Annotated in this window: 15 protein-coding genes; 7 read left to right on the top strand and 8 right to left on the bottom strand. The window is 73.9% G+C overall.

The genetic code is table 11. The features are described 5' to 3' along the window. Both DN069_RS16105 and DN069_RS16100 read right to left on the bottom strand, forming a co-directional pair. Positions 1–1,496, bottom strand: a 1,496-nt coding sequence (locus DN069_RS16105) for an ATP-dependent helicase (protein ID WP_133259939.1), incomplete at its 3' end; no start/stop codon positions are given. A gap of 138 nt (positions 1,497–1,634) precedes the next feature. Continuing rightward, positions 1,635–1,994, bottom strand: a complete 360-nt coding sequence (locus tag DN069_RS16100; protein ID WP_424556288.1) for an MGMT family protein — start codon at positions 1,992–1,994, stop codon at positions 1,635–1,637. A 290-nt stretch (positions 1,995–2,284) separates the two neighbouring features. Here DN069_RS16100 and DN069_RS16095 point away from each other — a divergent pair, with 290 nt between their 5' ends. After that, entirely contained in the window at positions 2,285–4,975 is a 2,691-nt protein-coding gene (locus DN069_RS16095) for a lysylphosphatidylglycerol synthase transmembrane domain-containing protein (protein ID WP_243639288.1), read from the top strand. Between the two features lie 102 nt (positions 4,976–5,077). On the opposite strand, the gene moeZ is transcribed toward DN069_RS16095, so the two are convergent. The 5 genes from moeZ to DN069_RS16070 all read right to left on the bottom strand — a co-directional run bounded on the left by moeZ (position 5,078) and on the right by DN069_RS16070 (position 11,399). Further along, positions 5,078–6,256, bottom strand: coding sequence for an adenylyltransferase/sulfurtransferase MoeZ (gene moeZ / locus DN069_RS16090; RefSeq protein ID WP_111501673.1), 1,179 nt, complete (start codon positions 6,254–6,256; stop codon positions 5,078–5,080). A 152-nt stretch (positions 6,257–6,408) separates the two neighbouring features. After that, positions 6,409–7,320 (bottom strand): NAD-dependent epimerase/dehydratase family protein, encoded by a 912-nt coding sequence (locus tag DN069_RS16085; protein WP_111501672.1) that lies wholly within the window; start codon positions 7,318–7,320, stop codon positions 6,409–6,411. A gap of 77 nt (positions 7,321–7,397) precedes the next feature. Then, positions 7,398–8,570: a hypothetical protein gene (locus DN069_RS16080; protein WP_133259938.1), complete on the bottom strand. Its 1,173-nt coding sequence runs from the start codon at positions 8,568–8,570 to the stop codon at positions 7,398–7,400. Further along, the gene (locus tag DN069_RS16075; RefSeq protein WP_111501670.1) at positions 8,567–10,027 is read right to left on the bottom strand and encodes a DUF3492 domain-containing protein; all 1,461 of its coding nucleotides are present in this window, start codon (positions 10,025–10,027) and stop codon (positions 8,567–8,569) included. The genes DN069_RS16080 and DN069_RS16075 overlap by 4 nt, the downstream gene beginning before the upstream one ends. Positions 10,028–10,385: 358 nt before the next feature. Beyond that, positions 10,386–11,399: an alpha/beta fold hydrolase gene (locus DN069_RS16070; RefSeq protein ID WP_111501669.1), complete on the bottom strand. Its 1,014-nt coding sequence runs from the start codon at positions 11,397–11,399 to the stop codon at positions 10,386–10,388. An 85-nt stretch (positions 11,400–11,484) separates the two neighbouring features. Between DN069_RS16070 and DN069_RS16065 the strand changes: the two genes are divergently transcribed. The 4 genes from DN069_RS16065 to DN069_RS16050 all read left to right on the top strand — a co-directional run bounded on the left by DN069_RS16065 (position 11,485) and on the right by DN069_RS16050 (position 13,255). Continuing rightward, a complete protein-coding gene (locus tag DN069_RS16065; RefSeq protein WP_111501668.1) occupies positions 11,485–11,685 on the top strand; it encodes a hypothetical protein in 201 nt (66 codons plus the stop codon). A gap of 146 nt (positions 11,686–11,831) precedes the next feature. Then, on the top strand, positions 11,832–12,473 hold the full coding sequence (locus DN069_RS16060; protein ID WP_111501667.1) for a TetR/AcrR family transcriptional regulator: 642 nt from the start codon (positions 11,832–11,834) through the stop codon (positions 12,471–12,473). Between the two features lie 122 nt (positions 12,474–12,595). Beyond that, entirely contained in the window at positions 12,596–12,820 is a 225-nt protein-coding gene (locus tag DN069_RS16055; RefSeq protein WP_111501666.1) for a DUF3107 domain-containing protein, read from the top strand. 162 nt (positions 12,821–12,982) lie between these two features. After that, positions 12,983–13,255 carry a hypothetical protein gene (locus tag DN069_RS16050; protein ID WP_111501665.1) on the top strand — a complete coding sequence of 91 codons (273 nt, stop codon included), beginning with the start codon at positions 12,983–12,985 and terminating at the stop codon, positions 13,253–13,255. A gap of 32 nt (positions 13,256–13,287) precedes the next feature. On the opposite strand, the gene DN069_RS16045 is transcribed toward DN069_RS16050, so the two are convergent. Next, positions 13,288–14,031: a ferritin-like fold-containing protein gene (locus DN069_RS16045; RefSeq protein WP_111501664.1), complete on the bottom strand. Its 744-nt coding sequence runs from the start codon at positions 14,029–14,031 to the stop codon at positions 13,288–13,290. 562 nt (positions 14,032–14,593) lie between these two features. On the opposite strand from DN069_RS16045, the gene DN069_RS16040 reads away from it, so the two are divergent. Continuing rightward, positions 14,594–17,629: a DEAD/DEAH box helicase gene (locus tag DN069_RS16040; RefSeq protein ID WP_243639287.1), complete on the top strand. Its 3,036-nt coding sequence runs from the start codon at positions 14,594–14,596 to the stop codon at positions 17,627–17,629. Positions 17,630–17,779: 150 nt separating this feature from the next. Continuing rightward, positions 17,780–18,664 carry an alpha/beta fold hydrolase gene (locus tag DN069_RS16035; protein WP_111501662.1) on the top strand — a complete coding sequence of 295 codons (885 nt, stop codon included), beginning with the start codon at positions 17,780–17,782 and terminating at the stop codon, positions 18,662–18,664. Positions 18,665–18,732 lie beyond the last annotated feature (68 nt).

Raw genomic sequence — 18,732 nt, 5'->3', positions numbered from 1 at the left:
ACCGGCGGTTCGCCGGAGGCGTCGTCAGGCGGGCCGGGCTGGTGCGGGATCGGGGCGGCGTCGGGGGCGTCGGGGGTGCGGTCGAGGCGACGGGAGCGGGTGGCGGAGAGGGCGCAGAGGCGGAGGGCGGTGAGGAGGGGGGCAACCGCGGGCTCGGCGTGGAGCGGGAGGTCGTCGCCGTCGATCTCGACCGGGACGCCGGCGGAGGTGAGCGTGCGGCGCAGGCCCGGCAGTGAGCGTGAGCCGGCGCGTACCAGGACGGCCATCTCCGACCAGGGGACCTCCTGTTCCAGGTGCGCGCGGCGGAGCAGGTCCGCGATGTTGTCGAGCTCCGCGCCGGGGGTGGGGAAGGTCAGCACCTCGACGGAACCGCCCTCGCGGGCGGGGGTCAGGTCGCGGTGGGCCGCCAGGGCCGCCGCCGGGAGGCGGCCGGACGGGAGGCGCTGGGCCAGCACCCGGCTGGAGGCCAGCAGTCGGCGGCCCGCGCGGCGGGAGACGCGCAGCACCCGGATCGGGGCGGGACGGCCGTCCGCCTGCGGGAAGTCGTGCGGGAAGTCGAGGATGCCGTTCACGTCCGCGCCGCGGAAGGCGTAGATCGACTGGTCCGGATCGCCGACGGCGACCAGCTCCCGGCCGCCCCCGGCCAGTGCGCGCAGCAGCCGGACCTGGGACGGGTCGGTGTCCTGGTACTCGTCGACGAAGACCACCCGGAACGTCCGGCGCAGCTGCCCGCCGACCTCCGGGCGCTCGGCCAGCAGCACCGCGCGGTGGACCAGCTCGGCGTAGTCGAGCAGGTCCTGACCGTCCAGCACGTCGAGGTACTCGGCGAGGAAGGCCGCCGCGGCGTGCCAGTCGGGGCGGCCGACCCGCTCGGCGAAGCGGGCCAGCTCCGTCTCCCCCAGGCCCAGCTCGCGGGCGCGCGCCAGCACGGCGCGGACCTCGTCCGCGAAACCGCGCGTGGTGAGCGCGGCCCGCAGCTCGCCCGGCCAGCCCGGCCCTCCCGCGACGCCCGCACGGGCGTCCTCGGCGCCGCCGGTCAGCAGCTCGCGGACCAGCACGTCCTGCTCGGGGCCGGAGAGCAGGCGGAGCGGCTCGGCGTAGTGGTCGGGCTCCTGGTACGCGCGGAGCAGGGCGTAGCAGAAGGAGTGGAAGGTCGTCGCCTGCGGCACCGCCGCACCGCCCCCGACCGCTCCTCTGTCCGGGCCGGCGCCCGGCACGTTCACCCGGGCGGTGATCCGGTCCCGCAGCTCCACCGCCGCCTTGCGGCTGAAGGTGAGCACGAGGATCTCCTCCGCCGGAACGCCCTCGGCGATCCGGGCGGCCACCGCCTCCACCAACGTCGTGGTCTTGCCCGTGCCGGGACCGGCCAGCACCAACAGCGGCCCGCCGCGGTGCTCCACCACGGACCGCTGGTACGCGTCCAGGGCAGGCGGCACCGCAGGCGTGACCGGCTCACGCACCAGGCGGTAGGCGCCGGCGGGCAGGGAGGTGGTCATGGCGGTCCAGGGAGAAGAACAGGTGGAGCAGTCGGCACACGGGCAGGGCGCCTCAGGCGCTCCGTCCGGTAGCGAGCCTACGATCCTGCCCCGACAGCCCCGCCCCTGTCTCCCGAATCGCCGGATCCGTGGGACGCGTCACGCCCCTGTGGCACCGCCTCGGTCCGCGCGTCCGTCCCAGCGGGCCCGGCGCAGGTCGACGCGCGGCATGTGCTGCCCGGCGACCTCGCGCAGCGGCGTGCCCTCCACCCGGTACTGCTCCAGCGCGCGCAGTTCGTGGCCGGGGAGCAACCGTCCGTCCGAACGGATCACCCGCCACCACGGGACCGCGCCGCCGTACAGCGCCATCACCCGCCCGACCTGCCGCGGGCCGCCCTCGCCGAGGTATTCGGCGACGTCGCCGTAGGTCATCACCCGTCCAGCCGGAATGCCCTCGGTCACGTCCAGGACGCGCTCGGCGTAGGGGGGAAGCTCCGACTCAGCGGCCTCTTCGTTCACAACCCGCATTCTGTCGCACGCCTCCGACAACGCGTGCGGAAGCGCGACACCCTCGGGGGACGACGGCGGGGAACGTCCTCGCTCACCCAGCCGGGGGAATGTAGCATCCGCCGAGGGTCGGCACGGGGACACCTCACCGCCGCGCGCTCGATCCGACCATGCCACCCTTGAATGACCTGAGGGGCCCTGATGACGGGACGACGGCAGGCGGACGGACAGAAAGCACACGGGGAGCGATGACCGGACCGAGGGCCACGAGCGCGGCGGGCTCTGCCGACGCGCCCCGAAGCATGCCCGAATCCGAGGGCGGCGACCCCGTGGACCTGTCCGAACCCGAGCCCGAACCGGCCGAGGAGGCCCCGAAGCCCCCACCCCCCGTCGATCTGGTGAAGCGTTCCTCCTCCGCCGTGGCGGCGACAGGAGAGGCGGAGGACAGGGCGGACGACGAGGCGAACGGCAAGCAGGACGAGCCGGGCGAGAAGAGCGACGCGTTCGAGGGACCGGGCCCGGACGAGGTGACCCTCGCGGTCAACGAACCGCTGCTGCCCGCCCGCGCCCACCGGCCCTCCGACCTGCTGCGCTTCCTGCTCGGCGTGCTCGGGATCGGCGCCGTGCTGGTGCTCGCCAGCATCGCCCAGTCCACCACCAACGGACTGACCACCGACATCAACTCCGGCGCCAACCGGCTGCCCAGCTTCCTGGTCACGCTGACCAGCTTCTTCTCCACCGCCGCCGTGCTGATCGTGCCGGTCGCGTTCGCCGTCGAGCGGCTGATCAAACGCGACGGACTGCGCGTGGCCGACGGCGTGCTCGCGGCCGTGCTGGCGCACGGCATCTCGCTGGGCGTGGACCTGTGGGTGCTGCGGGCCGCGTCGGCACCCATCCAGGGTGCGCTCATGGTGTCGCACAACGGCAGTCCGGCCTCGGACCCGGTGCACGGCTACCTCACGCCGGTGATCGCCTACATGACCGCCGTCGGCATGTCGAGCCGACCACGCTGGCGGGTGGCGCTCTGGGTGGTCGTCCTCCTGGACAGCCTCTCCGAGCTGGTGGGCGGGAACACCACCCCGCTCTCGATCGCGATCACCATCCTGCTCGGCCTGACCGTCGCCTACGGCACCCTCTACGCCGTCGGCAGCCCCAACGTGCGGCCCACCGGCGAGCACCTGCTGGCCGGACTGCGCAAGGTCGGCTTCGACCCGATCACCGCGCACCGCTCCCCCGACGGCCCCGAGGGCACCCGCCGCTACCTGGTGGTGCAGCAGGTCGGCCCGCCGCTCGACGTGCACGTCATCGACCGGGAGCAGCAGGCGTCCGGCTTCTTCTACCGGCTCTGGCGACGGCTGCGGCTGCGCGCCGTGGCGACCCGTTCCAGCCCGCAGTCGCTGCGCCAGGCACTGGAGCAGGAGGCGCTGATCGCCTACGCGGCGAACACGGCCGGCGCCCGTTCGCCGCACCTGATCGCCACCTCCGAGCTGGGTCCGGACGCGGTGATTCTCGTCTACGAGCGGATCGAGGGGCGCGGCTTCGCGGACCTGGCCGACGAGGAGATCACCGACAAGATCCTCGCCGACGCCTGGACCTCCGTCCGCGCGCTGCACGACCGCAGGATCGCCCACCGCCAGCTCACCGCCAAGGCGCTGCTGGTCACCGAGGACGGCGGCACCTGCCTGGTCAACCTGTCCGGCGGTGACATCGCCGCCGGCGACCTGGCGCTGCGCATGGACGTGGCGCAACTGCTCACCACTTTCGCGCTGCGCGTCGGCCCGGAGCGCGCGGTGGCGTCCGCGACGGAGGCGCTGGGCACCAACCGGACCGCCGCCTCGCTGCCGATGCTGCAGCCGGTGGGCCTGAGCCGCTCGACCCGGCAGGACCTGAAGGTCTACCACCGGCAGGCCAAGGCCGCGGTGCAGGCCCAGCGCGACGCGAAGATCGCCGCCGGGGTCAAGGTCGAGGAGGCGCTGGAGGCGCACCCGGACCCGACGGACCTGCTCTCGCTGATCCGCGAGCAGATCCTGGCCCTGGTGCCGGCCGCGCCGGTCGAGCCCGCCAAGCTGGAGCGTCTGCGGCCGAAGACCCTGATCAGTCTGGTGGCCGGCGCCTTCGCCGCCTATCTGCTGGTCGGCCAGCTCACCAACAACCCGCTGACCAAGCTCGCGCACGCGCAGTGGGGCTGGATCGCGATCGCGGTGGGCGCCTCGGTGGCCAGCTACGTCGGCGCCGCGATGAGCCTGGCCGGCTTCGTGCCGGAGCAGCTGCCGTTCTGGCGGACCTTCGCCGCGCAAGTCGCCGGGTCCTTCGTGAAGCTGGTCGCCCCGGCCGCGGTCGGCGGCGTGGCGCTGAACGCTCGGTTCCTGCAGCGCTGCGGGGTCCGCCCGGGGCAGGCCGTGGCGAGCGTCGGCGCCTCCCAGCTGGTGGGCCTGGGCATGCACATCCTGCTGCTGCTCGGCTTCGGTCTGATCGCCGGCTCGGCCAGCAGTTCCGACGTGCCCTCGGCGCGGACCGTGATCACGGTGCTGCTGGTGGCGGCCGTCGTGGTGCTGATCGTGACGGCGATCCCGCAGCTGCGCCGCTGGGTCTTCCACCAGCTGCGGACACTGTTCATCGGCGTGATCCCGCGCATGCTGGACCTGCTGCGCACCCCGTCCAAGCTGGCCACCGGCTTCGGCGGCATCATCCTCGTCTCGCTGGCGTTCATCGCCTGCCTCTACACCTGCGTGCTGGCCTTCGGCGGCTCGGCGGGGTTCGCCGCGGTCGCCGTGGTCTACCTGGCGGGCAACGCGGCCGGGTCCGCGGTCCCGGTGCCGGGCGGCATCGGCACCATCGACGGCGCGCTGATCCTGCTGCTCACCTCGGCGGCGGGCGTGCCGGGCGCGATCGCGGGCCCGGCTGTGCTGATGTTCCGTCTGCTCACCTTCTGGCTCCCGGTCCTCCCGGGCTGGGGCTGCTTCAGCCACCTGCAGCGCAAGGGCGCGCTGTAGCGCTGCAGCGCTGTCACGAGGCCCGCAACGACACGAGCGCCGATCATTCCCCGCGAGTGCGGGGAATGATCGGCGCTCGTGTCGCAGTCGGGTGACCCGCTGTCAGTAGACGGGCTTCTCCGGCTCGATCTGGTTGACCCAGCCGATGACGCCGCCGCCGACGTGGACCGCGTCGGCGAAGCCGGCGGAGTGCAGGACGGCCAGGACCTCGGCGGAGCGGACGCCGGTCTTGCAGTGCAGGACGATCTTCTTGTCCTGCGGCATCTTCTCGAGGGCGTTGCCGAGCAGGAACTCGTTCTTCGGGATCAGGGTGGCACCCGGGATGTTGACGATCTCGTACTCGCCCGGCTCGCGGACGTCGATGAGGAAGATGTCCTCACCGGTGTCCTGCCACTCCTTGAGCTGCTTCGGCGTGATCGTGTTGCCCGCGGCGGCCAGCTGGGCCTCCTCGGAGACGACGCCGCAGAAGGCCTCGTAGTCGATGAGGTCGGTGACCGTCGGGTTCTCGCCGCAGAGCGCGCAGTTCGGGTCCTTGCGGACCTTGACCTGGCGGTACTGCATCTCCAGGGCGTCATAGATCATCAGACGGCCGACCAGCGGCTCGCCGACGCCGGCCAACAGCTTGATGGCCTCGGTCACCTGGATGGAGCCGATGGACGCGCACAGCACGCCCAGCACGCCGCCCTCGGCGCAGGAGGGGACCATGCCCGGCGGCGGGGCCTCCGGGTAGAGGCAGCGGTAGCAGGGGCCGTGCTCGGCCCAGAAGACCGAGGCCTGACCGTCGAAGCGGTAGATCGAACCCCAGACGTACGGCTTGCCGAGCAGCACGGCCGCGTCGTTGACCAGGTAGCGGGTCGCGAAGTTGTCCGTGCCGTCGACGATCAGGTCGTACTGGGCGAAGATCTCCTTGACGTTGTCGACGTCGAGGCGCTGCTCGTGCAGGATCACGTTGACATAGGGGTTGATCTCCTTGACCGAGTCACGTGCGGACTCGGCCTTGGAGCGGCCCACGTCGGACTGGCCGTGGATGATCTGGCGCTGCAGGTTCGACTCGTCGACGGTGTCGAACTCGACGATGCCGAGCGTGCCGACACCCGCGGCGGCGAGGTACATCAGCGCGGGCGAGCCCAGGCCACCGGCGCCCACACAGAGCACCTTTGCGTTCTTCAACCGCTTCTGCCCGTCCATCCCGACATCCGGGATGATCAGGTGGCGGGAGTACCTGCGGACCTCGTCCACGGAGAGCTCGGCAGCGGGCTCGACCAGGGGTGGCAGCGACACGGGGGACTCCGGTGGTGGTCAGGCGATGTGTTTCCCTGGCCAACAGTGCCACGCGCGCGGCTATTCCGAAGCCCCCGGTCCAATGTGCGAGACATTTGGTGAGACGCTGGTGAGACACCTCACTCGCGCCCCTGGTCAGACGCCGACCCTGGTCAGACGCGGCAGGCGGTCTCCATCCAGATGTCGGCGAGCGACTCCTCCAGCGGCACGCGCGGACGCCAGCCCAGCCGCTCCCGGGCGGTGCGGATGTCGGCCTGGCGCCACAGCACCTCGAGCGGGCGGTCGGCGGCGTCGGCACCCGAGATCGGGCCGCGCGACTCCTCCATCAGCCGTCCCTCGAAGCCGGAGGCGCGCACCAGCAGCCCGGCCGCGTCGCGCATCCGCACGCCGGCGCCGCCGCCGATGTTGATCACGCCCGTCGCGGCGGAGACGGCGGCCGACTGGACGGCGCGGGCCACGTCGCGGACGTCGACGAAGTCTCGGAATGCGGACAGATCCGCGGTACGGACGTGGGCTTCGCCGCGCTCCAGCGCCCGCCGCAGCCCCTCCGACAGCCGCCCGAAGAGCGAGCCCGCGGGCACGCCGGGACCGACCACGTCGAAGATGCGGAGTACCACCGCGTCCAGCCCGGAGGAGAGCGCGAGCTCCGTCCCGGCCAGCTTGGTGACCCCGTAGGGACCGAGTGGTCGCGGCTCGGCGGTCTCCGCCGTCGCCGTCCCGATCGGGACCGGGCCGTACTCGGCCGCGGAGCCGACGTGGACCAGGCGGGCCGGGTCGTGGCTGCGGCGGATGGCCTCGCAGACGGTGGCGACGGCCTGGGTGTTGGCCCGCACCAGGTCGCGCGGGCTGCCGTAGGTGGCGCCCGCGCAGTTCACCACCACCCGCGGCATGACCGCGTCGAGGAACCGGGCCAGCGCACCGGGGCTGCCGGCGGCCAGGTCGAAGCGGATGTCCGCCGAGTCGCGCCGACCGAGGACAGTGACCTGGAGCTCCGGGTCGGCGAAGAGTCGATCGGCGACGCGACGGCCGATGAAGCCGTCGGCGCCCAGCAGCAGCACCCTCATCAGGTGGTCCTTCCGTACGTAGTGCGGTTCGTTGCTCGGTCGGGTGGACGGGCGCGGTAGACCTGGCGGCGCAGGCTCTAGGGGCCCGGCTCGGCCGCGTCCGTGACATCCGGACCGGCGGGCGGGGGGCGGTGGGCTGCCGGACTGAGGAGCGTGATCCAGGCGTAGGGCAGGAGGGATCCCGCCGTCAGGGCGCAGGCCCAGGTCGTCAGATCGGGGTGCGGCGGCACCACGCGGGCCAGCCCGACGCAGCCGCAGGCGGCCGCGAGGGCGGCGAGCCCGGTCGGGGTGCGGTCACCGTGGCGGAGCAGCAGGGTGAGCAGCAGCGCCACGCCCGCCCCGCCCTGGGCGGCCCAGACCGCCCCCTGGCTCCTCCAGCCGGCCTGCGCGGCGTAGCTCGCATGCGCCGCGTGAGCCACCTGGGCCGCCGCGCCGGGACCGGCCACTGCGGCTGGGAGGGCGAGCGCCGCGGCGGTGAGCCCGGCCAACACGGCCAGGTACACCAGGGCGACGGCGGGCAGCACCGGCCGCATCCGCGAGCGGAACTCGCGGGAGGACCGGGCCCGGACGTGGCCCGCGCCGAGGTGGCGGTACCAGCGGGCGCACCACTCGGCCGCGCCGACGCCGACCGCCAGCGCGAGCTGCGGCGGACCCGCGCCCTGGCCGAGGGCGAGCACCCCGCCGACGCCGAGGGCGAGCAGAGCGCGCTCGGGCAGCGGGAGGCCCCGGCCCACCGTGGGCACGGCGACGGCCGTGAACACCGCCACCTGCGCGCCCGGCGGGACCGGCAGGTCGAGCGCCCGCAGACCCCAGAGCAGCAGGGCCACCGCCGCGAACGCGGCCCCGGCGGCGACCGCGGGCGTGGCCCTGCGCTGCCAGGCGCCCACGACGGGCGGGGGCTCGACGGCGCGCCGCGGCACCCGAACGTGCAGCTCCTCGGCCAGCGAGAAGACGTCCCCGTGTCGGTAGCGGCCGGCGGTCTGCGGGCCCACGCCCGAACGCTCCAGGCCCTCGGCGATGTCCAGCGGGTCGACCGCGTCCGCGTAGAGCTCCTGGTGACGCTCCATCAGGGCCTGGACCGGATCCGCGGCGGTGCGCGGCCGGGCCGGCGGGGCGGAGCGTGCGGGCCGGGGCGACCCGGCGTGGCGGCCCGGCCCCGGCGTGGACCGGGTGGCGGACGCGTGCTGCCCGGCCGTGTTGCCGCCGTGGCGGGGCGGGTGACCGCCGCGCGAGGCATGACGAGGGCTCATCGGGCGGGCACCCCCTTCGGGAAGGCGCCGACCCAGTACTCGGCGGGACGGGCGAAGGGCTGACCGGTGCGCTCGGGCGCGGGGGCGGGCAGCTCGGCAGCGAGCTCCAGATAGAGCGTCCGGAAGGCGTCGACGGCCGGCTCGACGGCGTAGAGCTCCTGGGCGCGCAGCCGCCCGGCGTGGCCGAGGCGCTCGCGTCGCTCCTCGTCGCCGAGCAGCGCGCTGCAGGCCGCCGCGAGCGGCGCGGGCTCGCCGACCGGGACCAGCAGACCCGTGGGGCCCAGCACCTCGCGCGCCGCGCCGGCGTCGGCGGCCACCACGGGCCGACCGCTGAGCTGAGCCTGCGCCAGCAGCTGCGGCCGCACGCCCGCGCTGCCGGAGAAGACCAGGACGGTGGCGTGCTCGTAGACCGAGCGCAGCCGCGGCGGGCAGCCGTCGAAGGAGACGGCGGCGACGGCCTCGGCGCCGAAGAGGCGGCGGGCGAGCGCGCGGCAGTGCTCCTCGTAGGCGGCGGCCCCGGCCGGGGCCTCTCCGTGGACCCGCAGCACGGCGCTCGGCAGCTCCTCGTGGACCAGGGCGAAGGCCCTGATCATCGACTCCAGCCCGCCCGACGGCTCTATCGGCCCGAGCCAGGCGAGCGTCGGCCGCTCCGGCTCCGCGCCGACCGGCGCCTCCTCGGCGAGCGGCGTGGCCTCGTAGACCACCCGGATCCGCTCGCGCTCGGCGCCGCAGTACTCCTGCCAGCGCTGGTCGAAGGCGCTGCCCGGGGTGATCACCCCGGCCTGGGCGTAGCCCTCCTGCGCCAGCAGCCGGTGGAAGGCCAGCAGCAGCGAGCGGACCGGCCAGCGGTAGCGGGAGTCGCGGTAGCCCCGGTAGCGCTCGCGCAGGTGCAGGCTGTGCTCGGTGAGCAGCAGCGGCAGGCCGAGGCGTCGCTTGGCCACCAGGCCGGCGAGCAGGGCGGAGGGGCCGTCGACGACGTGGCACACGTCGGTGCCGGCCAGCGCGCCGCGCGCGCCGAACCAGGGCAGCGTGAGCGGCCGCAGCGCGCGTTCCAGCAGGTCGGTCGCCACCAGGGCGTCCTGCACGAGCGGGAGCCCCGCGTCCCCCGGCCCGGCCGCGACCGCGGCCGCCGTGGAGCCGAACCAGGTGTGTTCCAGGGTGCGCAGGGCCGCGCCGGAGCGCAGCAGGGCGGGGAGGCCGCCGCCGCGCACCTCGTCGACCAGGGCGCCCAGTGCCTCGCCGAAGCCACCCGCGGCGCGCGGCTCGACCAGGCACCGGACGAGCTCCCCGTAGGCGGCGAGGACGCGTCGTCTGCGCGCGGCCACCGGCGGGGCGGAGCGCGGACGCTCGGCCGAGGCCGGGGAGACCCGGACGAACTCGTGCTCGGGCAGGGACGCGATCAGTCGGTCGCTCCACGCGACGGAGGCGACACTCTCAGTGACCAGTGCGATGCGCATGGGACCTCCGTCCGGAAGCTGACGACGACAGGAACGACGACAATCGGGGAGGACCGTGCGCACACAGCCGCGGAGCGGCCCGTCCGGCCGCAGGCTCCCCCACCAGCACTCGCCGACCGCGGTTAACCCCGAAGCGGGGACGCGTGTTCGGCCGACGGAACGAAACTACGGCGCGCCACCGACACCCAGTCGGCCATCCGGCCCCCTACCACCCGAAGGAGTGAAGCCCCGGGAATCGCACACACGACGCGGCCGCGAGCCTGCTGCGCGCGCCGGGGGCGCGGGGCTCCGCCGCATGGGCGCGGCAACCACCCACGGGGTGCCTCGGGCCGAAGGCCGGGGTGGGCCACCTCCCGGACTAAGCCGGCGGCTGTCGCGTCCACGCGGCGGAGTCGCGCATCGGCGGAGCCTCGCGCTCCTGGAGGTGCAACCCGCCCGCGACCTCCGTCAGGAAGTCCTCGACGCGGGCCGCGACCAGGTCCGGGTACTCCATCATCGCGACGTGGCCGGCCTCGGGCAGGACCAGGAGGCGGGAGTCGGCGAAGGCCTGGGACGCGCGGCGGGCCATGCGGTAGCCGACGAGCCGGTCCTTCAGGCCGTAGACCAGCAGGGTCGGCGCGGTGACGCGTTCGGCCTGCCGCCACAGCGAGTGCGCGCCGCGCTCGGTGTAGGCCCGGACGATGCCGCGGGCGCTGCGGGAGAGGACGTCGAGCGCGTACGGGAGCTGCGCCCGCCTGCGGTACTCCGAGACCATGACCGCGCGCCGCTCCGGCGGGATGTTGCCGGGGTCGCCGTAGCAGAGCTCCAGCAGGGCCTGGGTCTGGGACTCGAAGCTGCTGCCCCGCGCGACGCGGCGGACGACGCCGGACGCGCCGGGCAGCGCCAGCATCGCGGTCGGCCAGGCGGTGGTCTGCGGTGGCAGCTCGGGCAGGGCGGGCGAGATGAGGGTGAGGGTGCGCACCAGGTCGGGCCGGAGCGCGGCGAGCCGGGTGACCACGGCGCCGCCGAGGGAGTTGCCGAAGAGGTGGACCGGGCCTCGACCGCTGCGTTCGAGGTGGTCGACGACGGCGCGCATGTGCGCGTCGAGGGAGAGGTCCGCGTCGTCCGGCGGCGGGGACTGGCCGAAGCCGGGCAGGTCGACGGCGTGGCCGTCGACCGCGTCGGCCAGCCCGCCCATCAGCAGTTCCCAGTTGCGCGTGGACCCGCCGAGGCCGTGGACGAACAGGGCCGGCGGCAGCCCCGACCGGCTCGGCGGCTGGGCCTCGGCGTAGAGCGGGCTGCCGGGAACCTGCACCGGGTGGAGGCCGTCGCCGTCCGGCGCGTCGCCGCCCCTGGCGATCTCGGCCTCGAATGTCTCGCGCAGTCCACTCATGGGGACGATGCTAAGAGGGCGATGCTCCGAGAGCACCGGAAGACTTACGCGGACCTCACAGAACCACGCTCAGGGAGGCCACACCATGTCCCAGGTCAACGACGCCGCGCTCGACTCCCTGGACGTCGCGGAGGCGGACGAGCGACCGGAGGTCGAGCCGGAGGGGAACGGCGAGGGGGAGGAACTGAAGAGCCTCACCGAGGACGATCTCGCGCTGGAGTCGCCGGAAGCGGACACGGCCGAGCAGAAGGTCGAGGTCCGAATCGACGAAGACGAGTACCGGTGACGGGATCCTTGTGGAATCCTCACAACCCTCGGCCAGGACTTTCGGGCCCGGACCTGCAGTCACCGGCATTACCCGAAAGTAGGATGGCCGCAAGCGCCGCCCCGATCGACGGCGCCCGCAAGACCAGACGTTGAGTGAGGAGCACCGTGACGGCTATCCAGGACACGGCCGAGCGCCCTCGCGGCACTCGCCTGCCGCGCAGTGCCCGCCGCAACCAGCTGCTCGGCGCCGCGCAGGAGGTCTTCGTCGCGCAGGGCTACCACGCCGCCGCGATGGACGACATCGCCGAGCGCGCCGGCGTCAGCAAGCCGGTGCTCTACCAGCACTTCCCGGGCAAGCTGGAGCTCTACCTCGCGCTGCTGGACAAGCACTGCGAGGCCCTGGTCGAGGCGATCCGCGCCGCGCTCGAGTCGACCACGGTCAACAAGAACCGTGTGCTGGCGACCACCGAGGCCTACTTCGACTACGTCTCCTCCGAGTCGGGCGCTTTCCGGCTGGTCTTCGAGTCGGACCTGACCAACGAGGAGGCGGTCCGGGAGCGCGTCGAGCGCGTCACCCGGGACACCGCCACCCTGGTCAGCAAGGTGATCGCCGAGGACACCGACCTGCCCGAGGAGGAGTCCATGCTCCTCGCCGTCGGCGTCTGCGGCCTGTGTCAGATCACCGCGCGGTTCTGGCTCGCCCAGGGCGCGACCATCCCGCAGGACGAGGCGGTGCGCATGGTCTCCAGCCTGTCGTGGCGGGGCCTGAAGGGCTTCCCGATGCACGGCGGCGACTCGGCGCACTGATCGCCCCTGGCTGACCGGCCCCGCTGACCGGCTCGGTAGCCGTATGGTGGGCCGTACGGCACGTGGTCGGTCGGCCACGTGTGAACGACAAACGCCTGTGATGGGCCCGGAGGGACGAAGCCGTGGAGGTCAAGATCGGCGTGCAGAACGCGGCTCGGGAGATCGTTCTCGAGAGCACGCAGACTGCCGACGAGGTCGAGAGCGCTGTCGCCGCTGCGGTGGACGGCGGCAAGCTGCTGAAGCTGACGGACGAGCACGGCCGCAAGATCCTGGTCCCGGCCGACCGCCTGGCGTACGTCGAGATCGGCGAGCCCGCCCGTCAGAAGGTCGGCTTCGGCACGCTCTGAGCGAACACCACGAACGCCCCGCTCACCCCGGTTGTCCGGGAGGAGCGGGGCGTTCCGCGTGTCCTGGTATGTCCCGGCCTCGTTGTGGGTAGGGCTTTCTCGACCGCGTTCCACACGCAGCTCACAGAGAAGCCGCAGCAACCCGCCAGGGAGGCCGTGACCATGACCGTCGAGCTGATCGCCTTCGCGATCGCCGGACTGGCCGTCGGGCTGGGCGCCGTCCTGTTGCTGGGCGACCTGTTCCCCGCGCCACGACCGGTGACGGTGCTGACCGGGCTCTGCTCAGCGCTGCTGCTGGGCGGGGTGGCCCATATCGCCTTCGGCGACGGGCACGGCCTGGAGACCGTCGTCTGCGCGGTGCTGGGCTCCGCGGCGATGGTCTCGCTGCTGGCCCGCCCCGACCAGCGGTCAGCGCACCATCCGCGGCACGCCTGACCGCGGTCACCACCGTTCCGGGGGCCCGCTCCTCAGGAAGCCAGGCCCAGCGCTGCCATGCGCTTGGTGTGCGCCTCGGTGATCCGGTTGAACATCTTGCCGACCTCGACCAGGTCGAAGCCGCGCACCTCGGTGCCGCCGATCAGCAGGTTGGACAGCGCGTCGCGCTCGGCGACGACCCGCTGGGCCTGGCTCAGCGCCTCGCCCATGAGCCGACGGCCCCACAGCGCCAGCCGTCCGCCGATGCGCGGGTCGGCGTCGATCGCCTCGCGGACCTTGCCGACGGCGAACTCGGCGTGCCCGGTGTCCGCCATCACGCCGAGCACCAGCTCGCGGGTGTCGTCGTCGAGCCGGACCGCGACCTCGCGGTAGAAGTCCGCGGCGATGGAGTCGCCGACGTAGGCCTTGACCAGGCCCTCCTCCCAGTCCGCGGGCGCGGTCATGCGGTGGAAGGACTCCAGCGCCTCGGCGAAGGGCTGCATCGCCTCGGCCGGGCTCTCACCGATCCCGGCGAGACGGTCCGACAGGACGCGGTAGTGACCGAACTCGGCGGCCGCCATGCCCGCCAGCGCCGCCTTGTCCTCCAGGCTGGGGGCCAGCTTCGCGTCCTCGGCCAGCCGCTCGAACGCGCTGAGCTCGCCGTAGGCGAGCGCGCCGAGCAGGTCGACGACAGCCGCGCGGTACTGCGGATCAGCCGAGCAGCTCGCCCAGTCGCCGATGGACGGGTACGCGGCCGTGTCCGTCTCGTCCTGCTTGGGTGCTTCAGGGGTCTCCATACGCGGCACCTTAGTGGGCCCAGGAGGGCGCGAGACGCACGAAAGCGGGCAGGAAGGAGCCCGATGTCGTCCGCGTCACATGTTCGATCTTCGACTTGACGGTATGGTGGTAGCGAGGCCCGGTGTGTTTCACGACCAACACGGTGGTGGATGAACGCCGCGCCTCACGCACGCGGATGCCCGGTCGGTCGCACGATCGGCTCCGACCGACCCCGCAGTGGCCGAGCGAGGGCCGCCGCAGACCGCGCCATCGCGGTCCCGCGCCGGGCCTCCCATGCAGTGCCGCTCTCTGCGCCCCGTCGAGTCCGCTCCCCGCGGACGCGTCCCGGACGAACACGTCCGCGGACGGTCACCCGACGAGCCGGCGCGTGAGCCGCCGCGAGGCAAACCGGTAGCGGTCAGCGTGCCCGTCCCAAGACGGGTACCCGGCCGCCCCGCGATCGGCCGCACCACATCCGGAAGAGGCACAGCCCTGACTACGTTCCGTGAACTCGGGATCCTTCCCGAGACCGCAGAGGCCCTCGAGGCCGTTGGCATCATCACTCCCTTCCCGATCCAGGAGATGACCCTCCCGGTGGCCATGACCGGCCACGACGTCATCGGCCAGGCCAAGACCGGCACTGGCAAGACCCTGGGCTTCGGACTCCCCATCATCGACTCCGTCCGCGTCGCGGCCGACGTGGACGCCGGTCGCCTCACCGCCGCCGAACTGCCGACCGCGCCGCAGGCGCTGGTCGTCGTCCCGACCCGAGAGCTGTGCACCCAGGTCACCAACGACCTGCTGGTCGCCGGCAAGGTCCGCAACGTGCGGGTCCTCTCGATCTACGGCGGTCGCGGCTACGAGACCCAGATCGAGGCGCTGGAGCGCGGCGTCGACGTCATCGTCGGCACCCCCGGCCGGCTGCTCGACCTGGCCCGCCAGAAGAAGCTCGACCTCTCCGCCGTGCGCACGCTCGTGCTGGACGAGGCCGACGAGATGCTCGACCTGGGCTTCCTGCCCGACGTCGAGAAGATCATCGACCTGCTGCCGGCGCAGCGGCAGACCATGCTGTTCTCGGCGACCATGCCGGGCGCGGTCATCGGTCTGGCCCGCCGCTACATGAGCCGCCCGACGCACATCCGCGCCACCGCGCCGGACGACGAGGGCGCGACGGTCGCGAACATCTCGCAGCACATCTTCCGCGCGCACTCGCTCGACAAGGTCGAGATGATCGCCCGCCTGCTGCAGGCCGAGGGCCGCAACCTGGCGATGATCTTCTGCCGCACCAAGCGCACCACTGCCGACGTCGCCGAGCAGCTGACCAAGCGCGGCTTCGCCGCCGGCGCCGTCCACGGCGACCTGGGCCAGGGCGCGCGTGAGCAGGCGCTGCGGGCGTTCCGCAACGGCAAGGTCGACGTGCTGGTCTGCACCGATGTCGCCGCCCGCGGCATCGACGTCGAGGGTGTCACCCACGTGGTGAACTACCAGTGCCCCGAGGACGAGAAGACCTACCTGCACCGCATCGGCCGTACCGGCCGCGCGGGCGCGTCGGGCACCGCCGTCACGCTGGTCGACTGGGACGACATCCCGCGCTGGCAGCTGATCAACAAGGCGCTGGACCTGAAGTTCAACGACCCGGAGGAGACGTACTCGTCCTCCGCGCACTTCTACGAGCAGCTGCACATCCCGGCCGGGACCAAGGGAGTGCTGCCGCGTACCGAGCGCACCCGCGCCGGTCTGGACGCGGAGGAGATCGAGGACCTGGGCGAGCCGGGCGGCGGTCGCCGTCGCGGCGCGACCAAGCCGGCGGGCCGCGGCGAGGGCCGGGGTCGCGATCGCGAGACCGAGCGCGAGACCGAGCGTCCGGCCGGACGCCGGGAGCGCGACCGCAAGCGTCGCCGCACGCGCGGCGGCGCGGACTCCGGCGCGGAGGCGACGGCCGAGCAGACGGCGCAGCCGACGCAGCCCGCACTCGACGACACCGCCGAGGGCACGGACGCGCCCGGGCGCCGTCGTCGGCGCCGCACGCGCGGCGCCGAGCAGGACGCTGCCGCGGTCGAGGCGACTCCGGTCGTCGAGGCCGTCGTCGCGGAGACGGCCCCGCCGGTCGTCGAGGCCGTGCCGGTCGAGACCGAGGCGGCTCCGGCCGAGCCGCGTCGTCGCCGCACCCGCGCCGCGAAGACCACCGCCGAGGCAGTGGTCGAGCCGGCCCAGGACGTCGTGGTCGAGCCGGCTCCGGCCGTCGAGCCCGTCGCGGTCGAGACCGTCGTCGAGGACGCCCCGGCGCCGCGCAAGCGGACCCGGGCCACCAAGAAGGCCGTGGCCGAGACCGCCGTCATCGAGGCGACCCCGGTCGCCGAGGGCGTCGTCGCGGAGATCCTCGCCGAGGAGACCCCCGCGCCGCGCACGCGGACGCGCGCCACCAAGAAGGCGGTCGAGGTCGTCGCGACCGAGGCCGTGGTCGAGGACGCCCCGGCGCCGCGCAAGCGTGCCTCCCGTGCGGCCAAGGCCGTCGCCGAGGTGGCCCCCGTGGCCGTCGTCACCCCGGAGGCCCCGGCCGCCGAGGAGACCCCGGCCCCACGCAAGCGCACCCGCACGGCCAAGCAGGCCGTCACCGAGACGCTGGTCGAGACCGTCCTGGCGGAGACTGTCGCCGAGGAGACCCCGGCCCCGCGCAAGCGGACCCGGGCGACCAAGAAGGCCGTCGCCGAGACCGCCGTCATCGAGGCGACCCCGGTCGTCGACACCGTCGCGGTCGACGCCGTCGCGGAGACCCCCGCGCCGCGCAAGCGCACCTCGCGTACCGCCAAGGCCGTCGCCGAGGTGGCCCCCGTGGCCGTCGTCACCCCGGAGGCCCCGGCCAGCGAGGAGACTGTCGCCGAGGAGACCCCGGCCCCGCGCAAGCGGACCCGGGCGACCAAGAAGGCCGTCGCCGAGACCGCCGTCATCGAGGCGACCCCGGTCGCCGAGACCGTCGCGGTCGACGCCGTCGCGGAGACCCCCGCGCCGCGCAAGCGCACCTCGCGTGCCGCCAAGGCCGTCGCCGAGACGCCCGTCGAGGCCGTCGTCACCCCGGAGGCCCCGGCCGCCGAGGAGACCCCGGCACCGCGCAAGCGCACCCGCACGGCCAAGCAGGCCGTCACCGAGACGCCGGTCCAGGCCGTCGTCGCGGAGACCGTCGTCGAGGTCGCCGCTCCGGTGCAGCCCGCCCCGGCCGCGCCCGTCGCTCCCACCGCTCCGGCGGTGGCGCCGCGCAAGCGGCGGCGGGCGACGTCGGGTGTGACCGACACCAGCGCCAAGGCCGCGGGCCTGCCCACGGAGAAGGCCGAGGAGGCTCCGGCCGCTCCGGTCGAGGCCACGTCGGTGCCCGCGCCGCGCAAGCGGCGGCGGGCGACGTCGGGTGTGACCGACGCCACCGTCAAGGCCGCCGAGCGGTCGGCGGCGAAGGCCGCCGAGCCGGAGGTCCCGACGCAGCGCGTGGAGGCGGCTCCGGCCGCCGCCGAGGAGGAGCGGCCGAAGCGCAAGCGGCGCAGCGTCCGCCTCGCCGAGGCCGCCGCCGCGTCCGCCGCGGCGGAGGCCGCCGAGACCCCGGCCAAGCGCACGCGCAGCCGCGCCTGACGCACGCAACGACGGCGCGGCGGGATCCCCCACGGGGCCCGCCGCGCCGTCGGCGTTTCCGGGGACACGGCACAGGCGCAGCGACATCTGCCGGACATCTCGTCTGGCTAGGCTCGACTCGCACGCCGTCCCGCCAGGAGGTCTCCCCGGATGAGCACGCCGCCGTTCCTCACGCTGCCCGCCTGTGCCCGCAGCGTCCGTCTGCGCACGGCCAGAGGCGAGTTCGCCGCGCTGCACGCGGTGCCGCAGGGACGGGACGCCACGGCGACGGCGCTGCTCGTGCCAGGGTTCACCGGCAGCAAGGAGGACTTCATCGCGCTGCTGGAGCCGCTGGCCGAGGACGGCCTCGAGGTGGTTGCCATCGACCAGCGCGGTCAGTACGAGACGGGCGGGCCGGACGACGTCGCCGCGTACGCGCTGGAGGAGTTGAGCCTCGACCTGCTCGCGGTCACCGCGGAACTGCGGGAACGCACCGCCGCGCGGCCGCTGCACCTGCTGGCGCACTCCTTCGCCGGGTACGTCGCCCGGGACGCGGTGCTGCGCGCGACGGGGACGCCGCTGCCGTGGTCCTCGCTGACGCTGCTGAGCACCGGCCCGGCCGCCGTCGGGCACGGGGAGACGGAGCGCGCAAAGCTGCTGCTGGCCGCCCTGCCGGCGATGACGCTGGAGGAGATCTGGCAGGCCATGCAGGAGATGGACGAGGCCGGCGGCGCCAAGGTCCGGCTGGAGCAGGACATCGCGGAGTTCCTGCACCGGCGCTGGCTGGCCAACGTCCCGGCCGCGCTGGCGGCGATGGCGCAGCGGCTGATCTCGGAGCCGGACCGGGTGGACGCCCTGGCCAAGGTGTCGCTGCCGAAGCTGGTCGTCTCCGGCGAGCAGGACTACGCCTGGCCGGTGGAACTGCAGGCGCAGATGGCGCTGCGGCTGTCCGCGGAGCACGTGGTCGTCCCCGGGGCCGGGCATTCGCCGAACGCGGAGCGGCCCGCGGGCACGGCGGTCTCGCTCTCGGCCTTCTGGAGCAACGTGCTCGCCTGACGTGGCGTCAGCCCGGTGAGCCGTACCGATACGTACGTTTAACAGAGCGCTAACGGGCGCGCAGCAGG

It is taken from the genome of Streptacidiphilus pinicola (assembly GCF_003258295.1).
In the GTDB taxonomy this organism is placed as follows: Bacteria; Actinomycetota; Actinomycetes; order Streptomycetales; family Streptomycetaceae; genus Streptacidiphilus; species Streptacidiphilus pinicola.
Note: the sequence above shows the minus strand (reverse complement) of the source record. Positions and strands in the feature narration are given on the sequence as shown.